Raw genomic sequence first — 23725 nt, 5'->3', positions numbered from 1 at the left:
GCTGCCCGTCCTCAGCCGTCCGGGCTGACGCCGTAGTCCTCCAGGGCGCCGCGCGGGGTGACGCGGCCCGCCTCGAGGTCGGCGAGCACCGCCTCGCGATCACGCTCGGCCGGGGAGCCGATGCCGCCGCCGCCCGTCGTCTCCACGATGAACGCCTCACCCGCAGCGAACCGGACATTGTTCACCTTGGACGCGAGCGGCTCGACCGTGCCGTCCAGGTGACGTCGGAAGAAGCCGCCGAGGCGTCCGGGCAGGCCGCCGTCGCGTCCCGGCGGGGCGAGACGGAGGCGGTCGCCCCGGGTCGTGACGTGGCAGTCGGCCAGGAACCGGTAGACGGTCCGCGAGCCCAGGCCGCCCCGGTGCCTGCCGGGGCCGCCGGAGTCCGGGACCGTCTCGATCGACTCGACCACCAGCGGGCAGCGGCTCTCGACCGGCTCGGCCTGCGGCACCGAGTTCCGCCCGATGCCGAAGTGGACGCCCGTCGCGTCCGGCCCGTCCAGCCCCTGCCGCGCGCCGACGCCGCCGAAGTCGTACGACAGGTGGATCCAGTACGGCGCGCCCACGGCTGCGATCGAGAACGGCTGCAGGATCCCGCTCGCCGCGATCGCCCGCTCGGGCACCGCGTCGGACAGCGCCTGGAAGATCGCCTCCATGGCCGCGTAGACGGGCACGAACCGCCCCCCGCACGGGAACGGGGAGCGCGCGTTGAGCAGCGACCCCTCGGGCAGCCGCACCTCGATCGCCCGCAGGCAGCCGTCGTTCATCGCGATCGACGGGTCGAGGAAGCACCGCACGGCGAACACGGCAGCGGCCATGGACTGCGACGCCGACGCGTTGATCGCCGCGGGCACCTGCGGCCCCGTCCCGGCGAAGTCCACCACGGCCCGCCGCCCGCCGAGGGTGACCGCCACCCGCACGTGGTGGGGCTCGCCCGGGTGCACCCCGTCGTCGTCGATCGGGTAGGACGCCTCGAAGCGGCCCTCGGGCAGGTCGGACAGGGCCGCGCGGGTGCTCGCCTCGGTGTGGTCGAGGTAGTCCTCGACGCCCGCCTCCAAGCCGTCCTCGCCGTACTCCTCGACCAGGGCCGCCACCCGGGCGGCGGCGACGGCCGCCCCGGCGACCAGGGCCCGGACGTCGCCCATGACCTTGTCGGGGGTGCGGCTGTTGGCCCGCAGGATCGCCTCGACGGCCGGTTCGAGCCCGTTCGCGGTGGCCAGCCTGACGGGCGGCAGCTGCAGCCCTTCGAGGAAGATGTCGGTGGCCAGCGGCGCCATCCCGCCGGCCGACAGCCCGCCGAGGTCCGACACGTGGATCATGGTCGCGGTGAAATAGCGCGGCGCGTCCCCGACGAAGACGGGCCGGTAGACGAGCAGGTCGTTGGTGTGGACGCCGCCCCGGTAGGCGTCGTTGAGCACGTACACCTCGCCGGGCCGCATCGTGCCGGGCGGCACGTCGCGCAGCAGCTCGGGCAGCGCGACCTTGAGCGCCATGCTGTTCATCAGCGTGGTCGCCGTCGAGTGCGCGATCAGCCGCCCCCGGACGTCCAGGATGGCGGCGGACGCGTCGGAGCCCTCGACGATGAACGTCGAGTACGCCGACCTGACGACCACGATGCTGGCCTCCTCGGCGGCCACCACCAGCGCGTTGCGCAGCACCTCCGCGGTGAGCCCGTCGCTCATGGCGCCTCCCTCAGCAGGCGGACGGCGCGGTCCGGGCCGAGGCGGGCGGTCCAGCCCGGCGGGACGACGATCGTCGACTCGGCGTCCTCGACGATCCCCGGCCCGGCCAGGACGTCCAGCGTGTCGCGGGTGTGCACCGGTACGTCCGCGTAGCCGCCCAGAGCGGCGAAGTACGCGGGCCGCGTGCCCACCGGGCCTGCCGAGCCGGGCGAGCCGCTCACCGGCGGTGCGCTGGGTGCCCGGGGGAGGGTGAGGCGGACGCGGTAGCTCACCAGCTCCGTCTCGCCGCGCTGGTCGATCCCGTACACCTCGGCGTACCGGGCGAAGAACCGCGACTCCAGCACCGGCCGGGACGGCGACCAGGCCACGGTCAGGTCGTGCGACTGGCCCCTGAAGCGGACGTCCACCGAGCGCGACACCCGCACCCCCGCGTCCGTCAGGGCCACGCCGAGGTCGCCGGCCGCGGCCCGCTCCAGCGAGGCGAAGACCTCCTCCGGGTCGCCCGCGTCGAGCCGGGACAGGACCCGGTCTGTGGACGGCGCGCTCGCGAGCAGGCCGGCCGCCGAGGCGACGCCGCAGTGGGCGGGCACCACGACCGTGCCGATGCCGAAGCGCTCGGCGACCCGCGCCGCGTGCATGGGGCCCGCGCCGCCGAAGGCCACCAGCGGGAAGCCGCGCGGGTCGATGCCGCGTTGCACGGTCACCACGTGGACCGCCGCCGCCATCGAGGCGCTGACGATCTCGTGGACGGCGTGCGCCGCCTCCGCCCTGGACACGCCGAGCGGACCCGCCAGCCGGTCCAAGGCCTTGGCGGCCAGCGACGGAGACAGGGGGATGGAGGCGGAGGAGAGGTAGCCGAGCACGAGGTCGGCGTCCGTGACGGTGGGCTCGGCGCCGCCCAGGCCGTAGCAGGCGGGCCCGGGGGAGGAGCCCGCCGAGCGGGGGCCGACGTGGAGGGCGCCGGCCGCGTCCAGCCAGGCGATGCTGCCACCGCCCGCGCCGACCTCGGCGAGGTCGATGGCGGGGGTTTTGATGGGCACGCCGGTGCCGGCCCGCCGCCCGCCGAAGCTGCCCTTGCCGCCGACGTGGAACTCGTGCGTGATCTCGGGCCTGCCGTCGCGGACGACACAGGTCTTGGCCGTGGTGCCGCCCATGTCGAACGAGATCACGTCGCGGAAGCCGGCCGAGGCCGCGGCCAGCACGCCCGCCGCGGGGCCCGACTCGATCGTGGCCACCGCCCGCCGCGCGGCGAGCTCGGCGGAGATCACGCCGCCGCCCGACTCCATGACGTGGATCGGCGCGGTGACGCCCAGCTCGGCGAGCCGGGCGCGGAGCCTCGACAGGTACGACGCCATCAACGGGCCGATATACGCGGACATGATGGTGGTGGTGGCGCGCTCGTACTCGCGGATCTCCGGCCACACCTCCGACGAGGCCACCACGTTCGGGATCGACGCGCGCAGGATCACCGCCACCTCCCGCTCGTGCGCGGGGTTGGCGTAGGAGTGCAGCAGGCAGACGGCCGCGGACGTGATGCCGCGCCCGGCGATCTCCGCCGCCACCCGCCGCACCGAGCCGGGATCCAGGGGCGTCAGGACCTCGCCTCGCGCGGAGACCCGCTCGTCCACCTCGAAGCAGTCGCCGGGGGCGACCGGCGGGGGTGGCGGCGTGAAGCGCAGGTCGTAGCGGTCCTCCTCGACGCGGGCGTACCGGCCGAGCGGGACGACGGAGCGGAAGCCGCGGGTCGTCACGAAGGCGACCCGCACCCCGGTGCGTTCCAGGATGGCGTTGGTGGCCAGGGTGGTGGCGTGCGCGACCCTGGTGACGAGGGCCGGGTCCAGGTCGGCGAGGACGCGCGTAACGCCGGTGACGATGCCCGCGATGGGGTCGTCGTGGGTGCTCAGACACTTCGCGACGGTCACGTCGCCGGAGGGGCCGCGCAGGACGACGTCGGTGAAGGTGCCGCCGACGTCCACCCCGATCGCGTAGCCCATGCTGGCACGGTAGGGGCACAAGCAAGCGCTTGTCTATGTACGGGTCTCTTGACTTACGGCAGGTGCTTGGGACTCTGGTTACATCCCCACAGTTGGGAGCGGAGATGGCGCGTCTCACAGCTCTGGCAGGTGGCGTCGCGGTGGCCCTGGTGTCGCTGGTGCCGATCGTGCTGCCCGCGATGCCCGCGATGGCACACGAGCATCCCAGCGGGATCACCGACCTGGTGACACCGGCCGTGGTGCGGGTCGAAGCGACGTCCCATGTGAAGATCACCCTGCTCGACCACATCGGCGAGCTGGTCCACGTGGAGCGCTCCTACGACGTCCCCATCGGCGTCGGGACGGGCACCGTGGTCAACCCCGAGGGCGCGGTGGTCACGCTCACCCGCGTGGTGCGGACCGACCAGGACGTGGCGGTCTACGCCGCCAACAGGGTCTTCGCCGAGCACCACAAGGTGAAGATCCCGGCCGACTTCAAACGGCACAAGCTCAAGGACGACCTGCTCAACCACCACCTGAAGGAGTGCTACCCGCCCAAGACGGACACCGCCACCTGCATCATCGACGTGACCACCGAGATCACGATCTTCCCCAACGTCTCGCCCGCCGACCCGAAGGGGCTCAAGGCCGACCTGGTCTACGCCGGGTCGCAGCCCGACAGCCCGGCCGTGCTCGTCCCGTCAGGGCGGGTCGTCGGCAGCGTCGGCATGCCGACGGCGCCGCTCGCCGACAAGGTCCCCGACCAGCAGGGCTCGCCCACCAACGTCGCGGGCTTCCTCGGCAGGCCGGGCCCGAACGTCCAGCACACCGTGGAGATCGCGCACCTCGGCAAGGGCGGCACCGGCGAGAACGGCAGGCAGTTCGCCGACCCCGAGAACAAGGTGGACGAACCGGTCAAACTCGGCGGCCTCGTGGACCGCGGCATGCGCGGAGCGCCGGTGATCGGCGACAAGGACGGGCACGTCATCGGGCTGCTCATCGGCGGCGGCAAGGACGCCAGGATGATCGGCGTCAGGGAGGTCGCCGCCGCCCTGGCCAAGGCCAAGGTCGCCCCCCGCAGAGGCGCGATCGACTCGACCTTCGAGGCGGCGCTGACCCGCTACCACACCCACTACTACACCGACGCCGCGCCGGGCTTCCAGCGGGTGCTCGAGCTGTACCCGGGCAACGTGGTGGCCGCCGGGCTGCTCAAGACGTCCCTGTCCAAGCGGGGCGGCCCCGAGGACGCGGGCACCAAGCAGGCGGCGGCGCCCGCGGCCAAGTCGACGCCGCTCTGGCCGGTCAGCGTGGCCGCCGCGGTGCTGTTCCTGGCGGCGGGGGCGGGCGCGTTCCTGCTGTGGCGGCGGCGAGGTCCTGACGAGGAACCCGACCTGCCCCCGCCGCTGGTCGCGACCCCGCAGGCGAACGACGACGGCGCCGGCCAGACCGTCATGGTGCGCAGGACGCAGCTGCCGCTGCACGCGATCCCCCAGCAGAAGAAGGTGCTCACCGCCCAGCAGACGGCCACGAAGTACTGCACCGCGTGCGGGATGCGGCTGGGCCACGCGCACCGGTTCTGCGGCTACTGCGGTCACCCCAGCGAGACGTGATGCACTTGAACGAGCGTTCGTTGATCGGCCAGGAAGTGGCCGGTTACTACATCGAGGACATCGTCGGCAAAGGCGGCATGGCCGTCGTCTACCTCGCCCTCGATCCCAGGCTGAGCCGCCGGGTGGCGCTGAAGATCCTCAACCCGCTGCTCAGCGTCGACGACAGGTTCAGGCAGCGCTTCATCCTGGAGTCCAGGACGGTCGCCAGCATCGAGCACCCGAACATCATCCCGATCTACGAGGCCAACGCCGACGCCGACGGCGTGCTGTACATCGCCATGCGCTACGTCGACGGCCTGGACCTGCGCCGCCTCATCTACGACCGGGGAGCGCTGCCGCTCGGCCAGGCGAACCAGATCTTCGCCCAGGTCGCGGCGGCGCTCGACGCCGCGCACGCGCACGACCTCATCCACCGGGACGTCAAACCGGCCAACATCCTGCTCGCCCAGGACCACGTCTACCTGACCGACTTCGGCATCACCAAGCACCGCACCTCGATCTCCGGTCTGACCCAGACGGATCAGTTCATCGGGACACCCCGCTACATGTCCCCCGAGCAGATCAACAAGGAGCACATCGACGGCCGCTGCGACCAGTACGCGCTGGCCTGCGTCGCCTACGAGGCGCTGTCGGGCCGCCTGCCGTTCCAGCGCGACAACGACATCGCGCTGCTCTGGGCCCACCTGGCGGAGGAGCCGCCGCCGCTGTCTCGGATCAGGCCCGAACTGCCGCGCGAGGTGGACGACGTGATGGGACGGGCGCTGGCCAAGTCCCCGGACGAGCGCTACCCGAGCTGCGCCGAGTTCGTCAGCGCGCTGCGTGACGCGATGGGCGGCCACCTCGCCGAGCCCGGCGAGCCCGCCGCGCCCAGCTCACCGCTCACGTTCCCGCGCCGGCCACCCGTGGACGAGGCCGTTTCCCCGGCGGACTCCCCGCCCGCTCCTCCGGCCGATCCCCCCGCCGGGCAGGAGGCCGACCGCCGTCCCGGACGGCTGCCGGTGATCCTGGTCACGCTGACCGCCGCCGTCGCCGCGCTGGTGATGATCGTGCTCGTCATCATGGGGCAGCGCAGCGACGTGTGGTCGCACTACAAGGTGACCACGGCCGCCCCGGTGGCCTTCGACTACCCGGCGAGCTGGGCCGTCAGGACGCACGGCGACCTGTTCGCGCTCGTCTCGCCGCACGCGGAGGAGTTCGAGACGCTGTTCGTCGCGGGGGTGGGCGCCGACTGGTCCACGGTCGCGCCGACCATCACCGACGACCCCGACGCCGCGTCCGGCTTCTACGTCCAGGTCTCCGACACGCTGGACGCCGCCGCCACGGCCGAGCAGATGAAGGCCACGCTCGAAGGGCTGCTGCCCGGCGAGGTGGACCTCGCCCGGCCCGTCCAGGACCAGGCGGGCACCGCGCCCGCGACCCGCTACGACGGCTCCCTGCACGACCCCAAGGGCGGCGGCTCCAGGCTCGGCTTCGTCAGCTACGTGATCGAGCGCAAGCCCAAGCCGATGCTGCTGCTCTACTTCTGCGCCAAGAACAGCTGCGACGACGCCACTCAGCGCCGCATCAGGCAGAGCATCAGGCCCTCCTGACTTGGAACCGGCCTGACTTTGGAACCGGCCTGACTTGGAACCGGCTTGTGCCCGGCTTGAGCCGGGTGTCCAAGGCGGCGCCCGGCGTCTACCCTCGCGGCTGTGGGCATACGAGCTGTGGGCATCCGCATCGTCATCGTGGACGACCAGGCGATGGTCCGGGCAGGGCTGCGCATGGTCGTGGACAGCGCGCCGGACATGGAGGTCGTGGGCGAGGCCGCCGACGGCCGCGAGGCCATCGCCGTGGCCAGGCGGACCCGCCCGGACATCGTGCTGATGGACATCACCATGCCGCGCCTCGACGGGCCGTCGGCCACCAAGGAGCTGCTGGAGGACCCCGCGCCGCCCAAGGTCATCACGCTGACCACCTTCGACACCGACGAGAACCTCTACGCCGCGCTGCGCGCGGGCAGCAGCGGCTTCCTGCTGAAGGTCTCGCCGCCCGAGCAGCTCATCGAGGCGATCCGGGTGGTGCACGCCGGTGACGCGCTGCTCGACCCGGCCGTGACCGGCCGGGTGATCGCCACCTTCGCCGCCGCCCCCGACCCGAGGCCGTCGCCCCGGCTGGCCGAGTTGACGCCGCGCGAGCTGGAGGTGCTGCGGATGCTGGCGCGCGGCATCAGCAACGCCGAGATCGCGCGGGAGCTGTTCGTCGGCGAGGCCACGGTCAAGACGCACGTGGCCAGGGTGCTGATGAAGCTCGGGCTGCGCGACAGGGCTCAGGCGGTGGTGTTCGCGTACGAGTCGGGCGTCGTCAGGCCGGGAGCCGTCGCGGGGTAGTACGACGCCCACGCCTCGTCGCCCATGCGCAGGATCTTCAGCCCGGTCCAGCCGAGCGCGGCGACCGGAACGGTCCAGAACGCCGCGGTCAGCGGGCCGTACGGGACGGGGAACGAGGCCACGTAGCCGATCGTGACCAGCAGCGGCACCCACCAGCCGACGAAGCCCGCCCGCCACACGGCGACGGTCAGCACGGGCAGGCCGAGGACGGCGAAGAACATCCACGGCAGCTGGAAGCCGTAGATCACCCCGGGCAGGTTCAGCATCTCGTCCAGGATCCGCTGCGCCTGCTCGGGCGGGTGGTGCCTGCCCAGCCACCACTCGACCGGGTCGGTCATCAGCAGGCCCGAAGCGCTGACGTAGCCGACCGCCGTCAGCGCGCCCGCGACGTGGCCGAGCCCGGTCGCCCTGCGCCTGGTGAGGTGCACCAGGCCGAACACGGCGACGGCCATGAGGAGCCAGCTCCAGTGGTAGAGCGCCGACTGCGTCTGCGCGAGGGCCGGGTTCTGGCCGAAGCTGACGCTCTCGCGGTCGTCGCCCCAGGTGCCCGGGTCGAGGACGACGGCCAGCGCCTGCAGCGACGGCGCGACGATCAGCAGGGTTCCGGCGGCGATCCGGCGGAAGGTCACCTGGTTGTTCAACATGTCCGGGAACGTTAGGCGCGCGGCGGTTCCTGCGTCGTCCGCCTGGGGGGCGATCCGGGGCCATCCTGGCGGCGGATCTCAGCATGCGGAAGGGTCTGGTGGAGCATTGCCCGGTTATGTGTATATTTTTCGTGAAAGAGCGTCTGTTGCAGGAGATTTTTCATGAAGGCGTTTCCCAGGGTGCTGTTCGATGAGGCCCACAGCGAGTCGTGGACCATCCGGCGCGAGGTGGCCGAGACCATCAACCCCGCACATCCCGACGACAACAGCTACTCCCGCGCCGCCGGGCTGCTGCGGCACCTGGGACAGACGGTGACGGCCCACACCCAGGGCCCGCTCGACCAGGGAACGCTCCAGGACCAGGACGTCCTGGTCATCGCGCACCCGTCGGGTGAGCGGTGGGAGCGCACCACCGGCCAGGGCAGCCCGGTCTTCACCGCCGCCGAGCTGGACGCCGTCGAGTCCTTCGTCGCGGCCGGCGGCGGACTGGTCGTGCTGGCCGAGGAAGAGCAGGACAAGTACGGCAACAACCTGAACGAGCTGCTCGCCCGGTTCGGCGTGACGGTGGAGCACACCACCGTGCGCGACCCCCGCCACGCCCACCGCGACGTCGCCACCTGGGTCCTCGCCGACCGCGCCACCGGCGACGGCCTGCTCGCAGGCGTCAAGCAGGCGTGCTTCTACCGCGCGGGCGTGCTGAGCGTCGCGCAGGCCGCCCGGCCCGACGCCGCGCCGGAGGCGACCGTCCTGTTCGCGACCTCGCCGACCGCCGACCCGGCCGGGGCGCCGCTGGCCGTCGCCCTCCGGCACGGCGAGGGACGCGTCGTCGTGTTCGCCGACTCCGACCTGTTCGGCGACGACTCGATCGACGACTACGACCACCAGGCGCTCTGGGGCAACGTGGTCACCTGGGCGGCCCGCGTGCCGTCGGGCGACGAGGTAGCCGGCCGCGGGAACCCCGAGGTCGCCCGGCTGTTCGGCGCGCTCAAGGCGGCCGTCGAGGAGCTGCGCCCGCTCCAGGTCAAGGACGGCTCGGTGCCCGAGGCCAAGGACGAGGCCAAGGCGCTGGTCGCCGCCGTCGCCGCCCGGGTCGGCGAGCTCTCCCCGCACTTCCCGCACGACGCCGCGTACCTGCGGGCCGTCCAGGACGACCTGGCCAAGTGGGCGGAGCAGGGCCTCGGTGTGCCCGACTTCCTCGACTCGCTCGACCGCTTCCACCCCGACACGCAGCGCGTGGACGGCCTGGAGCACGTCGTGGTGTTCCCGATGTACACCCAGAACGGCAACCCGAACCGCAACCTCGAAGCGGTCTGGATCCGCACGATCTGGCCCGACTGGCTGGCCAGGGTGGAGTCGACCGGGTACGACAACCCGATGTTCGTGCCGATCGCGTTCGAGGACTTCACCTCCGGCTACGACAGCCACTCCGCGGTGCTCTTCCCCGAGACCGTGGCCGTGCGGACCACGCCCGCGCGCTTCACCTGGGGCGGGATCTTCGCCGACCGCGAGGCCGCCCGGTTCAGGCGGGTGTCCAGGGCCGCGACCGACACGCTCCAGCTCGACCTGCCGCCCGAGGCCGACAGGCTGCTGGACTCGCAGCAGCTCGCCCAGGACACGTTCGTGCTGTGGGACCTGATCCACGACCGCACGCACAGCCACGGCGACCTGCCGTTCGACCCCTTCATGATCAAGCAGCGGATGCCGTACTGGCTGTACTCGCTGGAGGAGCTGCGCTGCGACCTGACCGCGTTCGGCGAGGCCGTGGAGCTGGAGCGGCAGGGGGTGCCGCACGCCCGCTACGTCCAGCTCGCGGTCCTGTTCGACCGGCTGTTCCGGTTCCCGATCACCGGCGAGCGGGTGCGCAACTACGACGGGCTCGGCGGGCAGCTCCTGTTCGCCTATCTGCACCGCAACGACATCGTCCGCTGGACCGACAACCGGCTCAGCGTCGACTGGGAGCGGGTCGCCGACGGGGTCGCCGACCTGCGGGGCGAGGTGGAGAAGCTGTACCGCGACAGCATCGACAGGTCCAAGCTGGCGCACTGGCTGGCCGCCTACGAGCTGGTGAGCGGCTACGTCGAGCCGCATCCGGCCTCCACCTGGGCGAAGGGCGTCGCGGCGCTGCCCGAGGAGCAGAAGGCCAAGGTGGACGCGGTGCTTCCGGACGAGTTCCCCCTGAGCATGTTCTACGAGGCACTCCGCCGTAAGCTGGGCGAAGTGGTCGAATCAACTAAGGGGATCCGGGCGTGATCATTCTTGTTACAGGGTCAGCGGGGCCCACGGGCGAGGCCGTCACCGGATACTTCACCGATCACGGTCACACCGTGATCGGAGTGGACAAGGACGACGTCGACCTGCTCGACCGTGCCGCCGTCCAGGACCTCGCCGAACGGATCGAGAAGGAGCACGGCCACGTCGACGGGGTGGTGCACCTGGTCGGCGGCTGGCGAGGCGCGAAGAGCTTCGCCGAGACCGACCTCGGCGACTGGGACGCCCTGCACGACCTGCTCGTGCGCACGCTCCAGCACGTGTCGCTGGCCTTCGAGCCGCTGCTGCGCAGGAGCGAGAACGGCCGCTTCGTGATCGTCTCCGCCAAGGCCGCCGAGCGCCCCACCGCGGGCGGCGCGGCCTACGCCGCCGCCAAGGCCGCCTCGGAGGCGTGGACGCTCTCCCTGGCCGACGCCCTGCGCGACACCGGCAGCGCGGCCGTCATCCTGGTCGTCAAGGCCCTGGTCAACGACGCCATGCGCGCGGCCAAGCCGGACGCCAGGTTCGCCGGGTTCACCGACGTCCGCGACCTGGCGGAGGCGATCGGCGGGCTCTACGACCGGCCCGCCGCCGACATCAACGGCACCCGATTGGATCTCACCACGTGACCCTCAGGCACGACCCCCAGCTCAAGGGCTTCGCCAGCGACAACTACGCCGGGGTGCACCCGGAGATCCTCCAGGCCATCGCCGTCGCCAACGGCGGCCACCAGATCGCCTACGGCGACGACGTCTACACCGAGGCCCTGCAGGACGTCTTCAAGAAGCACTTCGGCGAGCAGGCCCAGGCCTGGCCGGTGTTCAACGGCACCGCCGCCAACGTGGTCTCGCTGCGCGCCATGACCGCCCACTGGGAGGCGGTCATCTGCGCGGAGACCGCCCACATCAACACCGACGAGGGCGGCGCGCCCGAGGTGGCGGGCGGCATCAAACTGCTCACCGTGCCGACCTCCGGGCCCACCCCCGACGGCAAGCTCACCCCCGAGCTGATCGACCGCCAGGCGTGGGGCTTCGGGGACGTGCACCGCGCCCAGCCGCGCGTCGTGTCGATCTCGAACACCACCGAGCTCGGCACCGTCTACACGCCCGACGAGGTGGCGGCCGTCTGCGCGCACGCGCACGATCTCGGCCTGCTGGTCCACCTCGACGGGTCGCGGCTGACGAACGCCGCCGCCGCGCTGGACGTCCCGATGCGGGCGCTGACCACCGACGCCGGCGTGGACGTGCTGTCGTTCGGCGGCACCAAGATCGGCATGCTGTACGGGGAGGCGGTCGTGGTGCTGAACCCCGAGGCCGCCACCGGGGTCGACTACATCCGCAAGACGTTCATGCAGCTGTCGTCCAAGATGCGGTTCGTGTCGGCGCAGTTCGAGGCGCTGCTGTCGGGCGACCTGTGGCTGCGCAACGCGCGGCAGGCCAACGCGATGGGCAGGCGGCTGGCGGAGGCGGTCCGGGACATCCCGGGCGTCGAGGTACCGCGTCCCGTGGAGGCGAACGCCGTCTTCGCGGTCCTGCCGAAGGACGTCACCGAGCGGCTGCAGAAGCGCTTCCGCTTCTACACCTGGAACGAGGCGACCGGAGAGGTGCGCTGGATGTGCGCCTTCGACACCACCGAAGCGGACGTCGACGCCTTCGCCGCCGCGGTCGCGGAGGAACTGGGCTAGGGCTGCGCCTAGGGCTGTGCCGGTCTTCGGCACAGCCCCTGGACGTCAGTCGCAGTGCTCGAACGGGCTGTCGTAGACGTCCGAGCCGATCGCGCCGCCCCACTTGACGCAGGTGTGGGCGGCCTTGGCGCGGACGGGGCCCGCGTAGTACTGGAAGCTGCCGGAGTCCGTGACGCGCCGCTTGCCCTTAACCTCCAGGTACGCCTTCGCGGACACCTTGCCGTTGGTCCCGTTGCGCACGGTGGTGACGCAGTTCTGGCCGGTGGAGGCCGAGTAGAGCAGGAAGACCCGGCCCTGCTTGCCCAGCGTGGCCGAGTCGACCTGCGCGAAGCCCGCGCCGCACACCTGCTCGGGCGAGTACGGGTTGGACGTGCTGGTGTTGGCCTTGGTCGTGGGCTTGCCCGTGGTGCCGCTGCCGCAGTTGTTGTTCGAGGTCAGCGTCTGGTTCGGGTAGCGGTAGGGGCTGCCGTTGAAGCTCGCGCGGAGGATCTCGCCGGAAGAGCTGCGCTGCTCGTAGTGCAGGTGCGAGATGATCTTGTACTTGGCCGAGGTGTTGCCGACCGCGCCGACCTGCTGACCCTGCGCCACGTTCTGGCCGTTGGAGACCGCGCGGGACTTCAGGTGGGCGTAGAGGGTCACGCTGCCGTCAGAGTGACGGATCTTGACCACGTTGCCGAAGCCGTCGGTGGTCCGATATTCCGACATCACCACGGTGCCCGCCGCCGAGGCCACCACGGTCCTGCCGCGGTCCGCGTCGCCGTCGCCGGCGCTGCCGTTGAAGTCGATCTCGTTGCCGGTGTGGGCGTAGCTTTTGCTGCTGCCCACCCAGGTCTCCCCGCAGGGGAAGGGAAGCTGGAACGTGGGCCCTGCCGTTCGCGCGGACGCGCTGGTCAGGCCCAGTCCGGCGAGAGGAAGAGCGGCGCCGCACAGGCCCGCTAAAAGAATCTTCATCCGCATGCGGGAAAGGCTCCCATCCCGATGATCAGTACGTCTAGATCACGCACCAACTGTTCACGCGATGAGTTGATATGTGTTGATCTCGTAGCCAGGTCGGGATAAATCGTCAATTTCGGCCAGAAGAAGTGGGCCGGGCTGACTAGCCCCGCACGGCGAGACGCGCGGCCTGCCAGCCGCCCATCCCATGGACGGCCGCGCCGGGCGGAGTCGAGGCGGAGCAGAGGAAGACGCCCGGCAGCGGGGTGCGCCACGGCGACGGCGACCAGACCGGGCGCCGGACAAACTGGCCCAGACTGGCCAGCCCGCCGCCGATGTCGCCGCCGACCAGGTTCTGGTCGAACGCCTCCAGATCGGCGGGCGTCATCGCGTGCCGGGCCAGCACGCGGTCGCGGAAGCCGGGGGCGAACCGCTCGATCTGCGCCTCGATCGCCCCCGTCATGTCCACGGCCGAGCCGTTCGGCACGTGGCAGTAGGCCCACAGCGTGTGCCCGCCCCTGGTCGGGTCGGCCGCGTACGGCTGGACGAGCAGCACGTACGGGCGGGGCGAGTGCCGGCCGCTCGCCATCTCGGCCTCGCTGAGCGCGATCTCCTCCAGCGTGCCGCCCAGGTGGACGGTGCCCGCCGCGGCGACGGCCGGATCCCGCCAAGGGACGGGGCCGTCGAGCGCCCAGTCCAGCTTGAACACGCCCGGCCCGTAGCGGAAACGCTCCAGCCGCCGGCGGTAGCGCGGGGGAAGCTCCGCCATGGCGAGGAACTGCCTGGGGGTCACGTCCAGCACGATCGTGGGGGCGTTGAGCTCTCTGAGGCTCCGCACCGGGTGGCCGGTGACGGCCTCGCCGCCGAGCGCCCTGAACCTGGCCACCAGGGCGTCGGCCACGGCCTGCGAGCCGCCCTTGGCCAGCGGCCACCCCACCAGATGCGCCAGCGCCGCGAGGAGCAGGCCGTACCCGCTGGTGATCGGCGCGCGGAGGTCCAGCATGGAGTGCGCGGCCATGCCCGCGAGCACCGCGCGACCCTCGACCGTCCTGAAGGCCCGCCGGCCGAGCGTCGTGGCGGGCAGGACCGCGGCTACGGCGAACCTGGCCGCCGCCGCGAACGCCCGCGGGTCGGCCGGCCACGGGCCCAGCGGCTTGAGCAGCAGGTCGACCAGCGGAAACCCGGCCCGCGCCGCCGCCCCGACGCTCGCCCGCCACACGGCGGCGTCGCGTCCCAGCCCCTCGGCGGTACGCCCGGCGTCGCGGTGGACGAGCACCGCGGGACGGTCGTCGAGCGGGTGCGCGGCGGCGACGGGCGGATGCGCGAACTCCACCTCCGCGAGCCCGCCGAGGGCGTCGCGGAACGCGGGGGAGGCCAGAGCCATGGCCATCACGGTCGCGCCGACGTCGTGGACCCGGCCTGGCAGGGTCAGCTCCTCGGAGCGGAGCCCGCCGCCGAACCGCTCGGCGGCCTCCAGCAGCAGCACCCTGCGCCCCGTCTGGGCGAGCAGGACGGCCGCGACGAGCCCGTTCGGGCCCGACCCCACCACGACCGCGTCGTGCGTCATTTCAGGATCGACGGATACGGCTGCGCGCCGCGCTGCCTGAGCAGTTCGGTCATCAACTTGATCTCCCCGGTCTGACCGTTGACGATCTTCTGTGCCATGCCGACCACCTCGTCGCGGTTCGACAGCTTGAGCAGCCCCTGTGCCATCTCCACCCCGCCCTCATGGTGGCGGATCATCAGCTGCAGGAACAGCACCTCGGCCGCCGTGCCCTGAAGTTCCTTCAGCTTGGCCAGCTCCTGCGGTGTCGCCATCCCCGGCATCACGCCCGGCGTCGTGGCCGGCGCCGCGGCCGTGCCGCCACCGTGCCCGTGACCGCTCATCCAGGCCATCGGCCGATCGCCGCCTGCCTGGTCGAGGCCCCACTGCTGCAACCAGCCCTGGAACATGCCGCGCTGGTTGGACTGCGTGGTGATGATGTCGTAGGCCAGGTTCCTGATCTCCTTCGACTGCGACTTGTCGCGGATGACGAAGGACATCTCGACGGCCTGCGCGTGGTGCGTGGCCATGTCGCGGGCGAACCCGGCCTCGGGCGAGGTGTCGCCGGGCGTGCCGCTCCTGCTGAACAGCAGGAAGGCCGCCGCGACAGCGACGACCAGCACCGCGAGGGCGAACAGAAGTGGTTTTCCGGCGCGCTTTTCCATGGCTCGTCAAGCGTACCCACCCGTCGCCGAGCTGTGATCGGCGGCTTGGGCCGCTCTTATTCTCCATATACGCCCCAAGGGAATAGGGTGACCCGGAGTTGTTACGCCTATGGAGGGCCGATGACGAAGGAGAAGGCGCAGGCGCGGCGCGAGCATCTGCAGAAGATGCGGGCCGAGCAGAAGCGCAAGGAGCGCCGTACCGCGGTGTTCATGTGGGGGGCGGGCGGCCTCGTCATCGTGCTCCTGGTGGGCTTGGTCGGCTTCTACCTGGTCAAGCAGGCCAGAGAGACCTCCCTCGACGCCGTCTCCTCTGCCAAGTACGAAGCCGGCCAGCACGTCTGGAACCAGGTCACCTACAAGGAGACCCCGCCCGTGGGCGGCCAGCACAACAACTACTGGCAGCAGTGCGCCGTCTACGACAAGCCGATCCACAACGAGCACGGCGTCCACTCGCTGGAGCACGGCGCCGTCTGGATCACCTACCGTCCCGACCTGCCCAAGCAGCAGGTCGACGCGCTCAAGGCGGTGGCCACCTCGACGGGCCAGCAGGACTACATGCTGGTCAGCCCGTACCCGAACCTGCCGTCGCCGGTCGTGGCCACCGCCTGGGGGCACCAGCTCAAGCTCGACAATCCCGACGACCCGCGTCTGCCGGCCTTCATCAAGAAGTTCCAGAACGGCCCCGACACCCCTGAGCCGGGCGCCATCTGCGGCGGCCCCGACGCCATCACCACCACCGCCGACCAGGCGCCGCTCCCGCCGGAGCCGAAGAACCAGTCGCAGGTCCCGATGGAGACCATCTCCCCGTCGCCGACCCAGTCGCCGGCCCAGAAGAAGTAGGTCAGCCCAGCACGGCCTCGACGGCGACCCAGTCGAGGCCGTGCGCCTCCGCCACCGGCTCGCTGGTCAGGTGGCCGTCGTGGGTGCTCAGGCCGAGCGCGAGCGAGCCGTCCTGGCGCAGCGCGTCCTTCCAGCCGAGGTCGGCGATGGCCAGCACGTACGGGAGCGTGACGTTGGTGAGCGCGAACGTCGAGGTGTGCGGCACCGCGCCCGGCATGTTGGCCACGCAGTAGAAGATCGAGTCGTGCACGCGGTACGTCGGGTCGGCGTGCGTGGTCGGCCGTGAGTCCTCGAAGCAGCCGCCCTGGTCGATGGAGATGTCCACCAGCACCGAGCCCGGCTTCATCCGGCTGACCAGCTCGTTGCTGACCAGCTTGGGGGCCTTGGCGCCCGGCACCAGCACCGCGCCGATCACCAGGTCGGCCTCCAGCACCGCCCGCTCGATCTCCAGTATGTTCGAGGCGACCGTCTGGCAGTGCCCCTGGTAGATCATGTCCGCCTGGCGGAGCTTGTCGATGTTCCGGTCGAGCAGCAGCACCTCGGCCTGCATGCCCAGCGCGATGACGGCCGCGTTCATGCCGGAGACGCCCGCGCCGATCACCACCACGCGCGCCGCGTGCACGCCCGACACGCCGCCCATCAGCACGCCCCTGCCGTCCTGCGAGCGCATCAGGTGGTACGCGCCGACCTGCGGGGCCAGCCTGCCCGCCACCTCCGACATGGGCGCGAGCAGCGGCAGCGCCCCGTCGGGCGTCTGGACGGTCTCGTAGGCGATCCCGGTGACGCCCGAGTCGAGCATGGCCCTGGTGCAGGGCGGCGAGGCGGCCAGGTGCAGGTAGGTGAACAGGATCTGGCCCTTGCGCATCCGGTGGTACTCCTCGGCCACCGGCTCCTTCACCTTGAGCACCAGGTCGGACTCGGCCCACAGCTCGTCAGCGCCGTCGACGATGAGCGCGCCCGCCGACTGGTAGTAGCTGTCTGGGATCGCGGAGCCGAGACCGGCGTCACGCTCCACCAGCACCTGGTGGCCGTGCTGTACCAGTTCGAGGGCGCCCGCCGGGGTGAGCGCCACGCGGTATTCGTGGTCCTTGAGCTCGCGTGGAACACCGACCTTCATGCCTTCACTCTCGCTTCGCCGAGCGCAGGGAACCATCGGCAATCTGTAATGGTTCCTCCATGCTTCTCCTCGCTGTCCAGAAATATGAAGATTATTCGGCTGATTACCTCGGTTCAGCCCGTCCTCGATAGGCTCGCCGCAGCCCGAACGTCAGGATGGGGTCGCCAACGATGGAGAAGCCGGAAGAGCCGCAACCCGCGGTCCCGGGGGAGCCTCAGGCGAGCAGACTCACCACCATCGTGTTGATCGTCTCGCTCGTCCTCGTCGTGCTGGTCGCAGGCGTGCTCGGCACGGTGGCGGTGCTCATGACACGAAGCCCCGACGCCCCGCTGCTCGGCGGCGTGCCGCCGCAGCGGCTGGTCGTGCCCATCCACTTCGCCGCCGTCCGGGAGACCAAGAACGCGCCGTGCCCCGGCGTCGAGGCCGCTCTCGACGACAAGCAGACGACCTGCTACCTGCTGGAGGACGGCGTCACGGTCAACGCCGTGCAGCGGATCGAGCCGGTGCGGGAGAAGGACGGCACGTACTCGGTGCGCATCGCGGTCGCGCCCGCCTTCAAGGAGCGCCTGGTGGGGCTCATCGACGAGCTGGCGCCCAAGCAGCGGCAGGTGGCCGTGGTGATCGTGCCGCGCACCGTGGTGGCCGCCCCCGTGGTGGTCCAGGGCATGGACGGCGACAGCCTGAGCATCACCGGTTTCACCAAGGAGGACGCCGACGCCCTGGCAGCCCGCCTCCTCGGTGGCGCGCCCGGCTCGGCGGAGCCCTCCACGGGCGACCCGTCCGCCGGAGCCCCCACGACGGGAGACCCGCAGACCGGCCTGCCGTCCACGGGCGCACCCCAGACGGGCCTGCCGCAGACGGGCGATCCGCAGACGGGCACGCCACCCACAGGCGGGCCGCAGAACGGCACACCGCAGAACGGCACACCACAGAACGGGTCACCGCAGGCGGGTGCGCCCACCACTGCGCCCACCACCGCGCCGGTCAGCCGCGGGGCCACGGGGGCTCTCGACCCCAAGTACGCCAGCTGCAAGGCGGCCAGGGCGGCGGGCGACGGCCCCTACTCCAAGGGCGTCCACCCCGAGTACGACTGGTACCGCGACATCGACCACAACGGCGTGGCCTGCAACTCGGCCGACATCACCTAGCGCCGAACAGCTCCTCCAGCGCGGTGATCCCGAAGTAGGCCAGGAAGATCAGCGAGACGACCCAGAGCAGCCAGGGGATCTCCGCGAACCTCCCGCGTGCCGCCTTGATCAGCGTGTACGAAATCAGCCCCGCGCCGACCCCGTTGGTGATCGAGTACGTGAACGGCATCAGCGCGATCGTCAGGAAGGCCGGTATCGCCAGCTCCAGGTCGACCCACGGCACGTTCCTGCTCTGCGTCATCATCAGCGCCCCCACCAGCACCAGCGCGGGCGCCGCGGCGGCCGCGGGCACGACCGCCGCCAGCGGCGTGAACAGCATCGTCAGCCCGAGCAGCGCCCCCGTCACCACGGACGCCAGCCCGGTGCGGGCCCCCTCGCCGACGCCCGCCGCCGACTCCACGAACACGGTGTTCGCCGACGCGCTCGCCGCGCCGCCCACCATGCCGGCGACGCCGTCCACGGTCAGGATCGCGCCCAGCCGCGGCACCCGTCCCAGCGAGTCGACCATCCCGGCTTCGTCGCTCACGCCGATGATCGTGCCCATCGCGTCGAAGAACCCCGACAGCACCAGCGTGAACAGCACCACGGTCGCCGTCAGCGCTCCGGCCCTGACGAATCCGCCGAACAGGTCGACCTGCCCCACCAGCCCGAAGTCCGGCGCGGAGATCAGCGATCGCGGCATCCGCGGGGTCACCACGCCCCACGCGCCGGGGCGGACCCGGCTGACGGAGTTCACCACCACCGCCAGCACGGTGGTCACGACGATGCTGATCAGGATGGCCCCGGGCGTCCTGCGCACGTACAGGACGATCATCAGCAGCAGTCCGAAGGAGAACACCGTCACCGGCCAGCCCGCCAGGTGCCCGGCCCGGCCGAGCTGCACGGGCGTGCCGGTGCCCGCGGTCACGAACCCGGCGTCCACGAACCCGATCAGCGCGATGAACAGCCCGATCCCGACGCTGATGGCGTGCTTGAGCGCCAGCGGGATCGCGTTCATGATCAGCGTGCGCAGGCCGGTCACGGCCAGCACGATGATCACTGCGCCTTCCAGCACGACCAGGCCCATCGCCTGTGCCCAGGTCATGAAGGGGGCGGCCTGGTAGGCCACCACCGCGTTCAGCCCGAGCCCGGCGGCCAGGCCGAACGGCGCGTTCCCGATGAAGGCCATGAGCAGCGTCGACACGGCCGCCGCCAGCGCCGTGGACGTGGTGAGCTGCCCGATCGTGAGCTTGGCCCTGGTGACGTCGTGCGCTCCGGCCAGGATGATCGGGTTGAGCAGGATGATGTAGGCCATGGCCATGAAGGTGGTAACACCGCCACGCACCTCACGTCCGACGGTCGTGCCACGCGCTGACAGCTGGAAGAACCTGTCGAGCACCGCCATCCCCCTTCACGATCAGGGGGAGTGCCGGTGCCCTACCCGGCGGGCGAGATGATCACGCCTTCTCGTGCCTGCCGCCGCCCACGAGGGCGACGAACTCCTCCAGCCCGATGCGGCCGTCGCCGTCGCCGTCGGCCGCACTGATGAACTGCTCGATCTCGGCGTCGCCGGCGCCGCTGCCGCCCAGGGCCTGGTTGGCCTGCCTGATCTCGTCGGCGGTCAGCAGGCCGTCGCCGTCGGCGTCGAACCGCTCGAACTCCGCCCTGGCCGCGTCACGCGCGTCTGTCATCGGATCCCTCCCCATGGCGGAGCCCGCTGTGAGCCCCGCAATCAGACCAAGGCGATATCTTCGGGTCTGATCGGAACGCGAGTCAACCGCAGCCCGGTGGCCGCCCGCACCGCCGCCGCGATGGCGGGCGTCGAGGAGAGCGTGGGCGGCTCGCCCGCGCCACGCAGCCCGTACGGTGCGGCCGGGTCCGGATTTTCCAGGATCTTCATCGCCATGGGCGGCATGTCGAGGATCGTGGGGATCAGGTAGTCGGTGAAGGACGGGTTCAGCACCCGCCCGTCACGGACCTGGATCTCCTCCATCAGGGCCAGCCCGAGCCCCTGCGCCGAGCCGCCGTGGATCTGGCCTTCCAGCGCCTGCGGGTTCAGCACCCGGCCGACGTCCTGCACCGCCGCCAGCTCGACCACCTTGACCAGGCCCAGCTCCACGTCCACGTCCACCACCGCGCGGTGCACGCAGAGCGCGAGCTGCGTGTGCGAGTCGCCCTGCCCGGTCTTCGGGTGCATCGGGTACGTGGGCCGGTGCCGGAACTCCCGGGTCTCCTCGATCGGCCCGAACTTCTCCAGCGCCTCCCTGGCGGGCAGCCCCTCGAAGCGAGCCCGCACGGCCTCGCAGGCCGCCTTCACCGCGCCGCCCGTCACGTACGACTGCCGGGACGCCGACGACGACCCCGCCGACCCCACCGCGGTGTCGGCCGTCGCCACCGTCACGTCGTGGACGCCCAGCTCGGTGCGGGCGATCTGGGCCTGCAGCGTCACCAGGCCCTGCCCCACCTCGGCGGCGGCGGTGTGCACGGTGACGTGCGGCTCGCCGCCGATCAGCTCCGCCCGCACCCTGGCCGTCGAGTAGTCGTCGAAGCCCTCGGAGAAGCAGATGTTCTTGATGCCTACCCCGTACCCGACGCCGCGGCGCACCGACTCGCCGTGGGTGGTCTGTGACACGCCCCCGGGCAGCGCCCGCAGGTCCTGCCCGGCGGGAGGCGGCAGCGGGAACGACTCCAGCTCGCGCAGCATGCCGGCGAGCGGCGCGGGGGAGTCGATCACCTGCCCGGTGATCAGGGACGAGCCCTGCGAGACGGCGTTGCGCACCCGGATCTCGACGGGCGACAGGCCGCACGCCTCCGCCAGCCGGTCCATCTGCGACTCGTAGGCGAAGCACGCCTGCACCGCGCCGAAGCCGCGCATCGCGCCGCACGGCGGGTTGTTGGTGTAGACGCCGGTCGCCACCACGTCGACGTTCGGCACCTCGTAGGGGCCGGCGCCCAGCGAGGCCGCGTTGCCGACCACGGCGGGGGAGGAGGAGCAGTACGCGCCGCCGTCGAGCAGGATGTCGGCCTTGACGTAGACGAGCCTGCCGTCGCGGGTCGCGCCGTGCTCATACCGCATCCGGGCCGGGTGGCGGTGCACGTGGCCGAAGAACGACTCCTCCCGTCCGTACACGATCTTGACGGGACGGTCCAGGCGCAGCGCCAGCATGCAGGCGTGGACCTGCATCGACAGGTCCTCGCGGGCGCCGAACGCGCCGCCCACGCCCGACAGCGTGAGCCGGACCTTCTCCGGCGGCAGGCCGAGGCAGGGGGCGAGCTGGTCGCGGTCCACGTGCAGCCACTGGGTGGCGATGTACAGGTCCACGCCGCCGTCCTCGGCGGGCACGGCCAGCCCGGACTCGGGGCCGAGGAAGGCCTGGTCCTGCATGCCGACCTCGTACTCGCCGGTCACGACGACGTCGGCGACGAAGGTGTCGCCCCGCCGCACCGGCTGACGCCGCACGAAGGTCCGCGACTCGCGGGGGTCCGTCACCGCGTCCCGCGGCTCGTACTCCACCACGATCGCGGCGGCGGCCCTGCGCGCCGTCTCCGGATGGTCCGCCGCCACCAGCGCCACCGGCTCGCCTTGGTAGCGCACCTGGTCGATGGCGAGTACCGGCTGGTCCCTGAGCTCCAGACCGTAGAACTTCTCGCCCGGGACGTCCTCGTGCGTGAGCACGGTCAGCACGCCGGGCATCGCGAGCGCGGGCCCCACGTCGATCGACCTGATCCACGCCGACGCGTGCGGGCTGCGCAGCGTCACACCCCACACCATGCCGTCGAGCCACAGATCGGACGCGTACGCGAACTCACCCGTCACCTTCAGGGTCGCGTCGGGCCGCCGCGCGCTCTCGCCGACGCCCTGCCGCGTCACGTTCGCCGTCTCGGTCATCCTCCGAGTAGAGCACCGCGGCCCGGCGGCTCCTATGCGTGGAAGGTGAAATCACTGCCAGGTCTTCGCGGCCGGACTTCGTACCTTCCTCCAAGCCCGCAACGGGGGAGAACCTGGGGAGTAGCGGTAACGGTGGGAAGCGAGCCAGAAGCCGAAAGTTGGGCGGAAGCGTAGGGAATGGCGTGAACTCGGGATTGTATATTCCTCCAAGTGCGCATCGTTGACCTGCTGGCCGTCGAGGAACTGGGGCTGAGGCTGCTCACCGGCGATCCCGAGCGCGAGTTCGGCACCGTGCACATCACCGACCTGCCCGAGCCCGGACGCTACCTGTCAGGCGGCGAGCTGGTGCTGACGGGCCTCATGTGGCGGCACTCACCCGGCGACTCGGCACGATTCGTGACCGCCCTGGTCGAGGCCGGGGTGGCGGCGGTCGGCGCAGGCCAGGCGTGGCTCGGGCACGTCCCGGACGATCTGGTCGAAGCCTGCCGGGAGGCCGGGCTGCCGCTGCTGGAGGTCCCCACCGAGGTCTCCTTCCGCACGCTCGCGGAGTTCGCGGCGCCGCGCCTGTCCGGTGACGTCCGCGACGCGCTCGGACGGCACCGCCGGCTGGTCGCCGCCGTCGCCGAGGGGACCGACCTGCCCGAGCTGTTCGCGCTGGCCGCCGCCGAGCTGGGTGTGAGGGGCGCGGTCGTGTCGGCGTCCGGGCAGATGGTCGTGGGTGCCGTGCCGGATCCGGCGGCGCTGGCGCGGGCGTACCTGACCGCGCCGCGGCTGCCCTGTCTCGTGGGCGAGCACACGATCTTCGGTGTCGGACGCGGCCACCGGGCCGCCGGCTGGGTGCTGGCCTGCGAGGGCGACCTGCTCGGCCGGGCCGACCTCGGCTACGAGCTGGCCGCCTCCGTCGCGCTGGAACGCAGCCGGATGGAGGAGGGGCGGCGCGTCGAGCGGCGGCTGGCCGAGCAACTGGTCGCGGCCGCGCTCTCCGGCTCGGACGCCGCCGACCTCACCGCCCGGCTCCGCACCTGCGGGATCGACGGCGCGGAGCCGTACGCGGTCGTGAACGTCGCCGCGCCCAGCCCCGGCGTCCAGCGCGCCCTCGACCCGGCGACGCTCGGCGGCCAGATCGTGGAGGAGCTGCTGGGGCGCGAGGTGGTCGCGGCAGTGCTTCCGGCCGCTCCCGCCGGCGGTCCTCGAGAACCCGATCGTCCCAGCGGGGTGCCTGGTTCTGGCGGTGCCCGAGAACCCGATCGCGCCAGCGGGGCGAGCGGGGGCGGTGATGCGGGAGTGGGCAGCGGTGCGGTCGCGGTGGTGCCGCTGCGGGGGCAGAGCGTGGGCGAGCTGGCCGCGCGGCTGCGTGCCGGCGCGGAGATGCTGTCGGCGCTCCCGGACGTCCGCCTCTGCGTCG

Annotated in this window: 19 protein-coding genes; 9 read left to right on the top strand and 10 right to left on the bottom strand. The window is 71.7% G+C overall.

What is annotated here, in order from left to right:
- Positions 1–11: 11 nt before the first annotated feature.
- Both ABZ297_RS25055 and ABZ297_RS25050 read right to left on the bottom strand, forming a co-directional pair.
- Entirely contained in the window at positions 12–1679 is a 1668-nt protein-coding gene (locus ABZ297_RS25055) for a hydantoinase B/oxoprolinase family protein (RefSeq protein ID WP_355350578.1), read from the bottom strand.
- A complete protein-coding gene (locus ABZ297_RS25050) occupies positions 1676–3673 on the bottom strand; it encodes a hydantoinase/oxoprolinase family protein (RefSeq protein ID WP_355350576.1) in 1998 nt (665 codons plus the stop codon). The genes ABZ297_RS25055 and ABZ297_RS25050 overlap by 4 nt, the downstream gene beginning before the upstream one ends.
- 104 nt (positions 3674–3777) lie before the next feature.
- Here ABZ297_RS25050 and ABZ297_RS25045 point away from each other — a divergent pair, with 104 nt between their 5' ends.
- The 3 genes from ABZ297_RS25045 to ABZ297_RS25035 all read left to right on the top strand — a co-directional run bounded on the left by ABZ297_RS25045 (position 3778) and on the right by ABZ297_RS25035 (position 7631).
- Positions 3778–5262 carry a S1C family serine protease gene (locus ABZ297_RS25045; protein ID WP_355350574.1) on the top strand — a complete coding sequence of 495 codons (1485 nt, stop codon included), beginning with the start codon at positions 3778–3780 and terminating at the stop codon, positions 5260–5262.
- Positions 5262–6851, top strand: a complete 1590-nt coding sequence (locus tag ABZ297_RS25040; RefSeq protein ID WP_355350572.1) for a serine/threonine-protein kinase — start codon at positions 5262–5264, stop codon at positions 6849–6851. Before ABZ297_RS25045 ends, ABZ297_RS25040 begins: the two co-directional genes overlap by 1 nt.
- A 117-nt stretch (positions 6852–6968) precedes the next feature.
- Positions 6969–7631, top strand: a complete 663-nt coding sequence (locus ABZ297_RS25035) for a response regulator transcription factor (protein ID WP_355350629.1) — start codon at positions 6969–6971, stop codon at positions 7629–7631.
- Here ABZ297_RS25035 and ABZ297_RS25030 read toward each other — a convergent pair.
- Positions 7571–8275, bottom strand: coding sequence for a hypothetical protein (locus ABZ297_RS25030; RefSeq protein ID WP_355350570.1), 705 nt, complete (start codon positions 8273–8275; stop codon positions 7571–7573). The genes ABZ297_RS25035 and ABZ297_RS25030 overlap by 61 nt on opposite strands.
- A 162-nt stretch (positions 8276–8437) precedes the next feature.
- Between ABZ297_RS25030 and ABZ297_RS25025 the strand changes: the two genes are divergently transcribed.
- Genes ABZ297_RS25025 through ABZ297_RS25015 form a run of 3 tightly spaced genes read left to right on the top strand, consistent with a single transcriptional unit; the run spans position 8438 to position 12206 of the window.
- Positions 8438–10525, top strand: a complete 2088-nt coding sequence (locus ABZ297_RS25025; RefSeq protein ID WP_355350568.1) for a DUF6421 family protein — start codon at positions 8438–8440, stop codon at positions 10523–10525.
- Positions 10522–11151, top strand: coding sequence for an SDR family NAD(P)-dependent oxidoreductase (locus ABZ297_RS25020; RefSeq protein ID WP_355350566.1), 630 nt, complete (start codon positions 10522–10524; stop codon positions 11149–11151). The genes ABZ297_RS25025 and ABZ297_RS25020 overlap by 4 nt, the downstream gene beginning before the upstream one ends.
- Positions 11148–12206 carry a low specificity L-threonine aldolase gene (locus tag ABZ297_RS25015; RefSeq protein ID WP_355350564.1) on the top strand — a complete coding sequence of 353 codons (1059 nt, stop codon included), beginning with the start codon at positions 11148–11150 and terminating at the stop codon, positions 12204–12206. Before ABZ297_RS25020 ends, ABZ297_RS25015 begins: the two co-directional genes overlap by 4 nt.
- A gap of 45 nt (positions 12207–12251) precedes the next feature.
- Here the strand turns inward: ABZ297_RS25015 and ABZ297_RS25010 are convergent, their stop codons facing one another.
- The 3 genes from ABZ297_RS25010 to ABZ297_RS25000 all read right to left on the bottom strand — a co-directional run bounded on the left by ABZ297_RS25010 (position 12252) and on the right by ABZ297_RS25000 (position 15347).
- Positions 12252–13031 carry a M23 family metallopeptidase gene (locus ABZ297_RS25010; RefSeq protein WP_355350563.1) on the bottom strand — a complete coding sequence of 260 codons (780 nt, stop codon included), beginning with the start codon at positions 13029–13031 and terminating at the stop codon, positions 12252–12254.
- Positions 13032–13302: 271 nt separating this feature from the next.
- Positions 13303–14706, bottom strand: a complete 1404-nt coding sequence (locus tag ABZ297_RS25005) for an NAD(P)/FAD-dependent oxidoreductase (RefSeq protein WP_355350562.1) — start codon at positions 14704–14706, stop codon at positions 13303–13305.
- Positions 14703–15347, bottom strand: a complete 645-nt coding sequence (locus ABZ297_RS25000) for a DUF305 domain-containing protein (RefSeq protein WP_355350561.1) — start codon at positions 15345–15347, stop codon at positions 14703–14705. The genes ABZ297_RS25005 and ABZ297_RS25000 overlap by 4 nt, the downstream gene beginning before the upstream one ends.
- 120 nt (positions 15348–15467) lie before the next feature.
- On the opposite strand from ABZ297_RS25000, the gene ABZ297_RS24995 reads away from it, so the two are divergent.
- A complete protein-coding gene (locus tag ABZ297_RS24995) occupies positions 15468–16187 on the top strand; it encodes a DUF3105 domain-containing protein (RefSeq protein ID WP_355350559.1) in 720 nt (239 codons plus the stop codon).
- Between the two features lies 1 nt (position 16188).
- Here the strand turns inward: ABZ297_RS24995 and ald are convergent, their stop codons facing one another.
- Complete coding sequence (gene ald / locus ABZ297_RS24990) at positions 16189–17304, bottom strand: alanine dehydrogenase (protein WP_355350557.1); 1116 nt, start codon at positions 17302–17304, stop codon at positions 16189–16191.
- Positions 17305–17474: 170 nt separating this feature from the next.
- Here ald and ABZ297_RS24985 point away from each other — a divergent pair, with 170 nt between their 5' ends.
- Positions 17475–18452 carry an excalibur calcium-binding domain-containing protein gene (locus ABZ297_RS24985; protein ID WP_355350555.1) on the top strand — a complete coding sequence of 326 codons (978 nt, stop codon included), beginning with the start codon at positions 17475–17477 and terminating at the stop codon, positions 18450–18452.
- Here ABZ297_RS24985 and ABZ297_RS24980 read toward each other — a convergent pair.
- From ABZ297_RS24980 to ABZ297_RS24970, 3 genes are read right to left on the bottom strand one after another with little or no spacing between them, the layout of a single operon-like run.
- On the bottom strand, positions 18445–19836 hold the full coding sequence (locus ABZ297_RS24980) for an NCS2 family permease (protein WP_355350553.1): 1392 nt from the start codon (positions 19834–19836) through the stop codon (positions 18445–18447). The two genes, ABZ297_RS24985 and ABZ297_RS24980, sit on opposite strands and share 8 nt — an antisense overlap.
- Before the next feature lie 52 nt (positions 19837–19888).
- On the bottom strand, positions 19889–20122 hold the full coding sequence (locus ABZ297_RS24975; RefSeq protein ID WP_350806272.1) for an EF-hand domain-containing protein: 234 nt from the start codon (positions 20120–20122) through the stop codon (positions 19889–19891).
- 41 nt (positions 20123–20163) lie between these two features.
- The gene (locus tag ABZ297_RS24970) at positions 20164–22320 is read right to left on the bottom strand and encodes a molybdopterin cofactor-binding domain-containing protein (protein WP_355350550.1); all 2157 of its coding nucleotides are present in this window, start codon (positions 22318–22320) and stop codon (positions 20164–20166) included.
- Positions 22321–22530: 210 nt separating this feature from the next.
- Between ABZ297_RS24970 and ABZ297_RS24965 the strand changes: the two genes are divergently transcribed.
- Positions 22531–23725 (top strand): PucR family transcriptional regulator ligand-binding domain-containing protein (locus ABZ297_RS24965; protein WP_355350548.1); only part of this gene is annotated, 1195 nt, incomplete at its 3' end.

It is taken from the genome of Nonomuraea sp. NPDC005983 (genome assembly GCF_040614375.1).
GTDB lineage: Bacteria > Actinomycetota > Actinomycetes > Streptosporangiales > Streptosporangiaceae > Nonomuraea.
The sequence above is the reverse complement of the archived record's forward strand: the minus strand, read 5'-3'. Positions and strand labels throughout refer to the sequence as shown.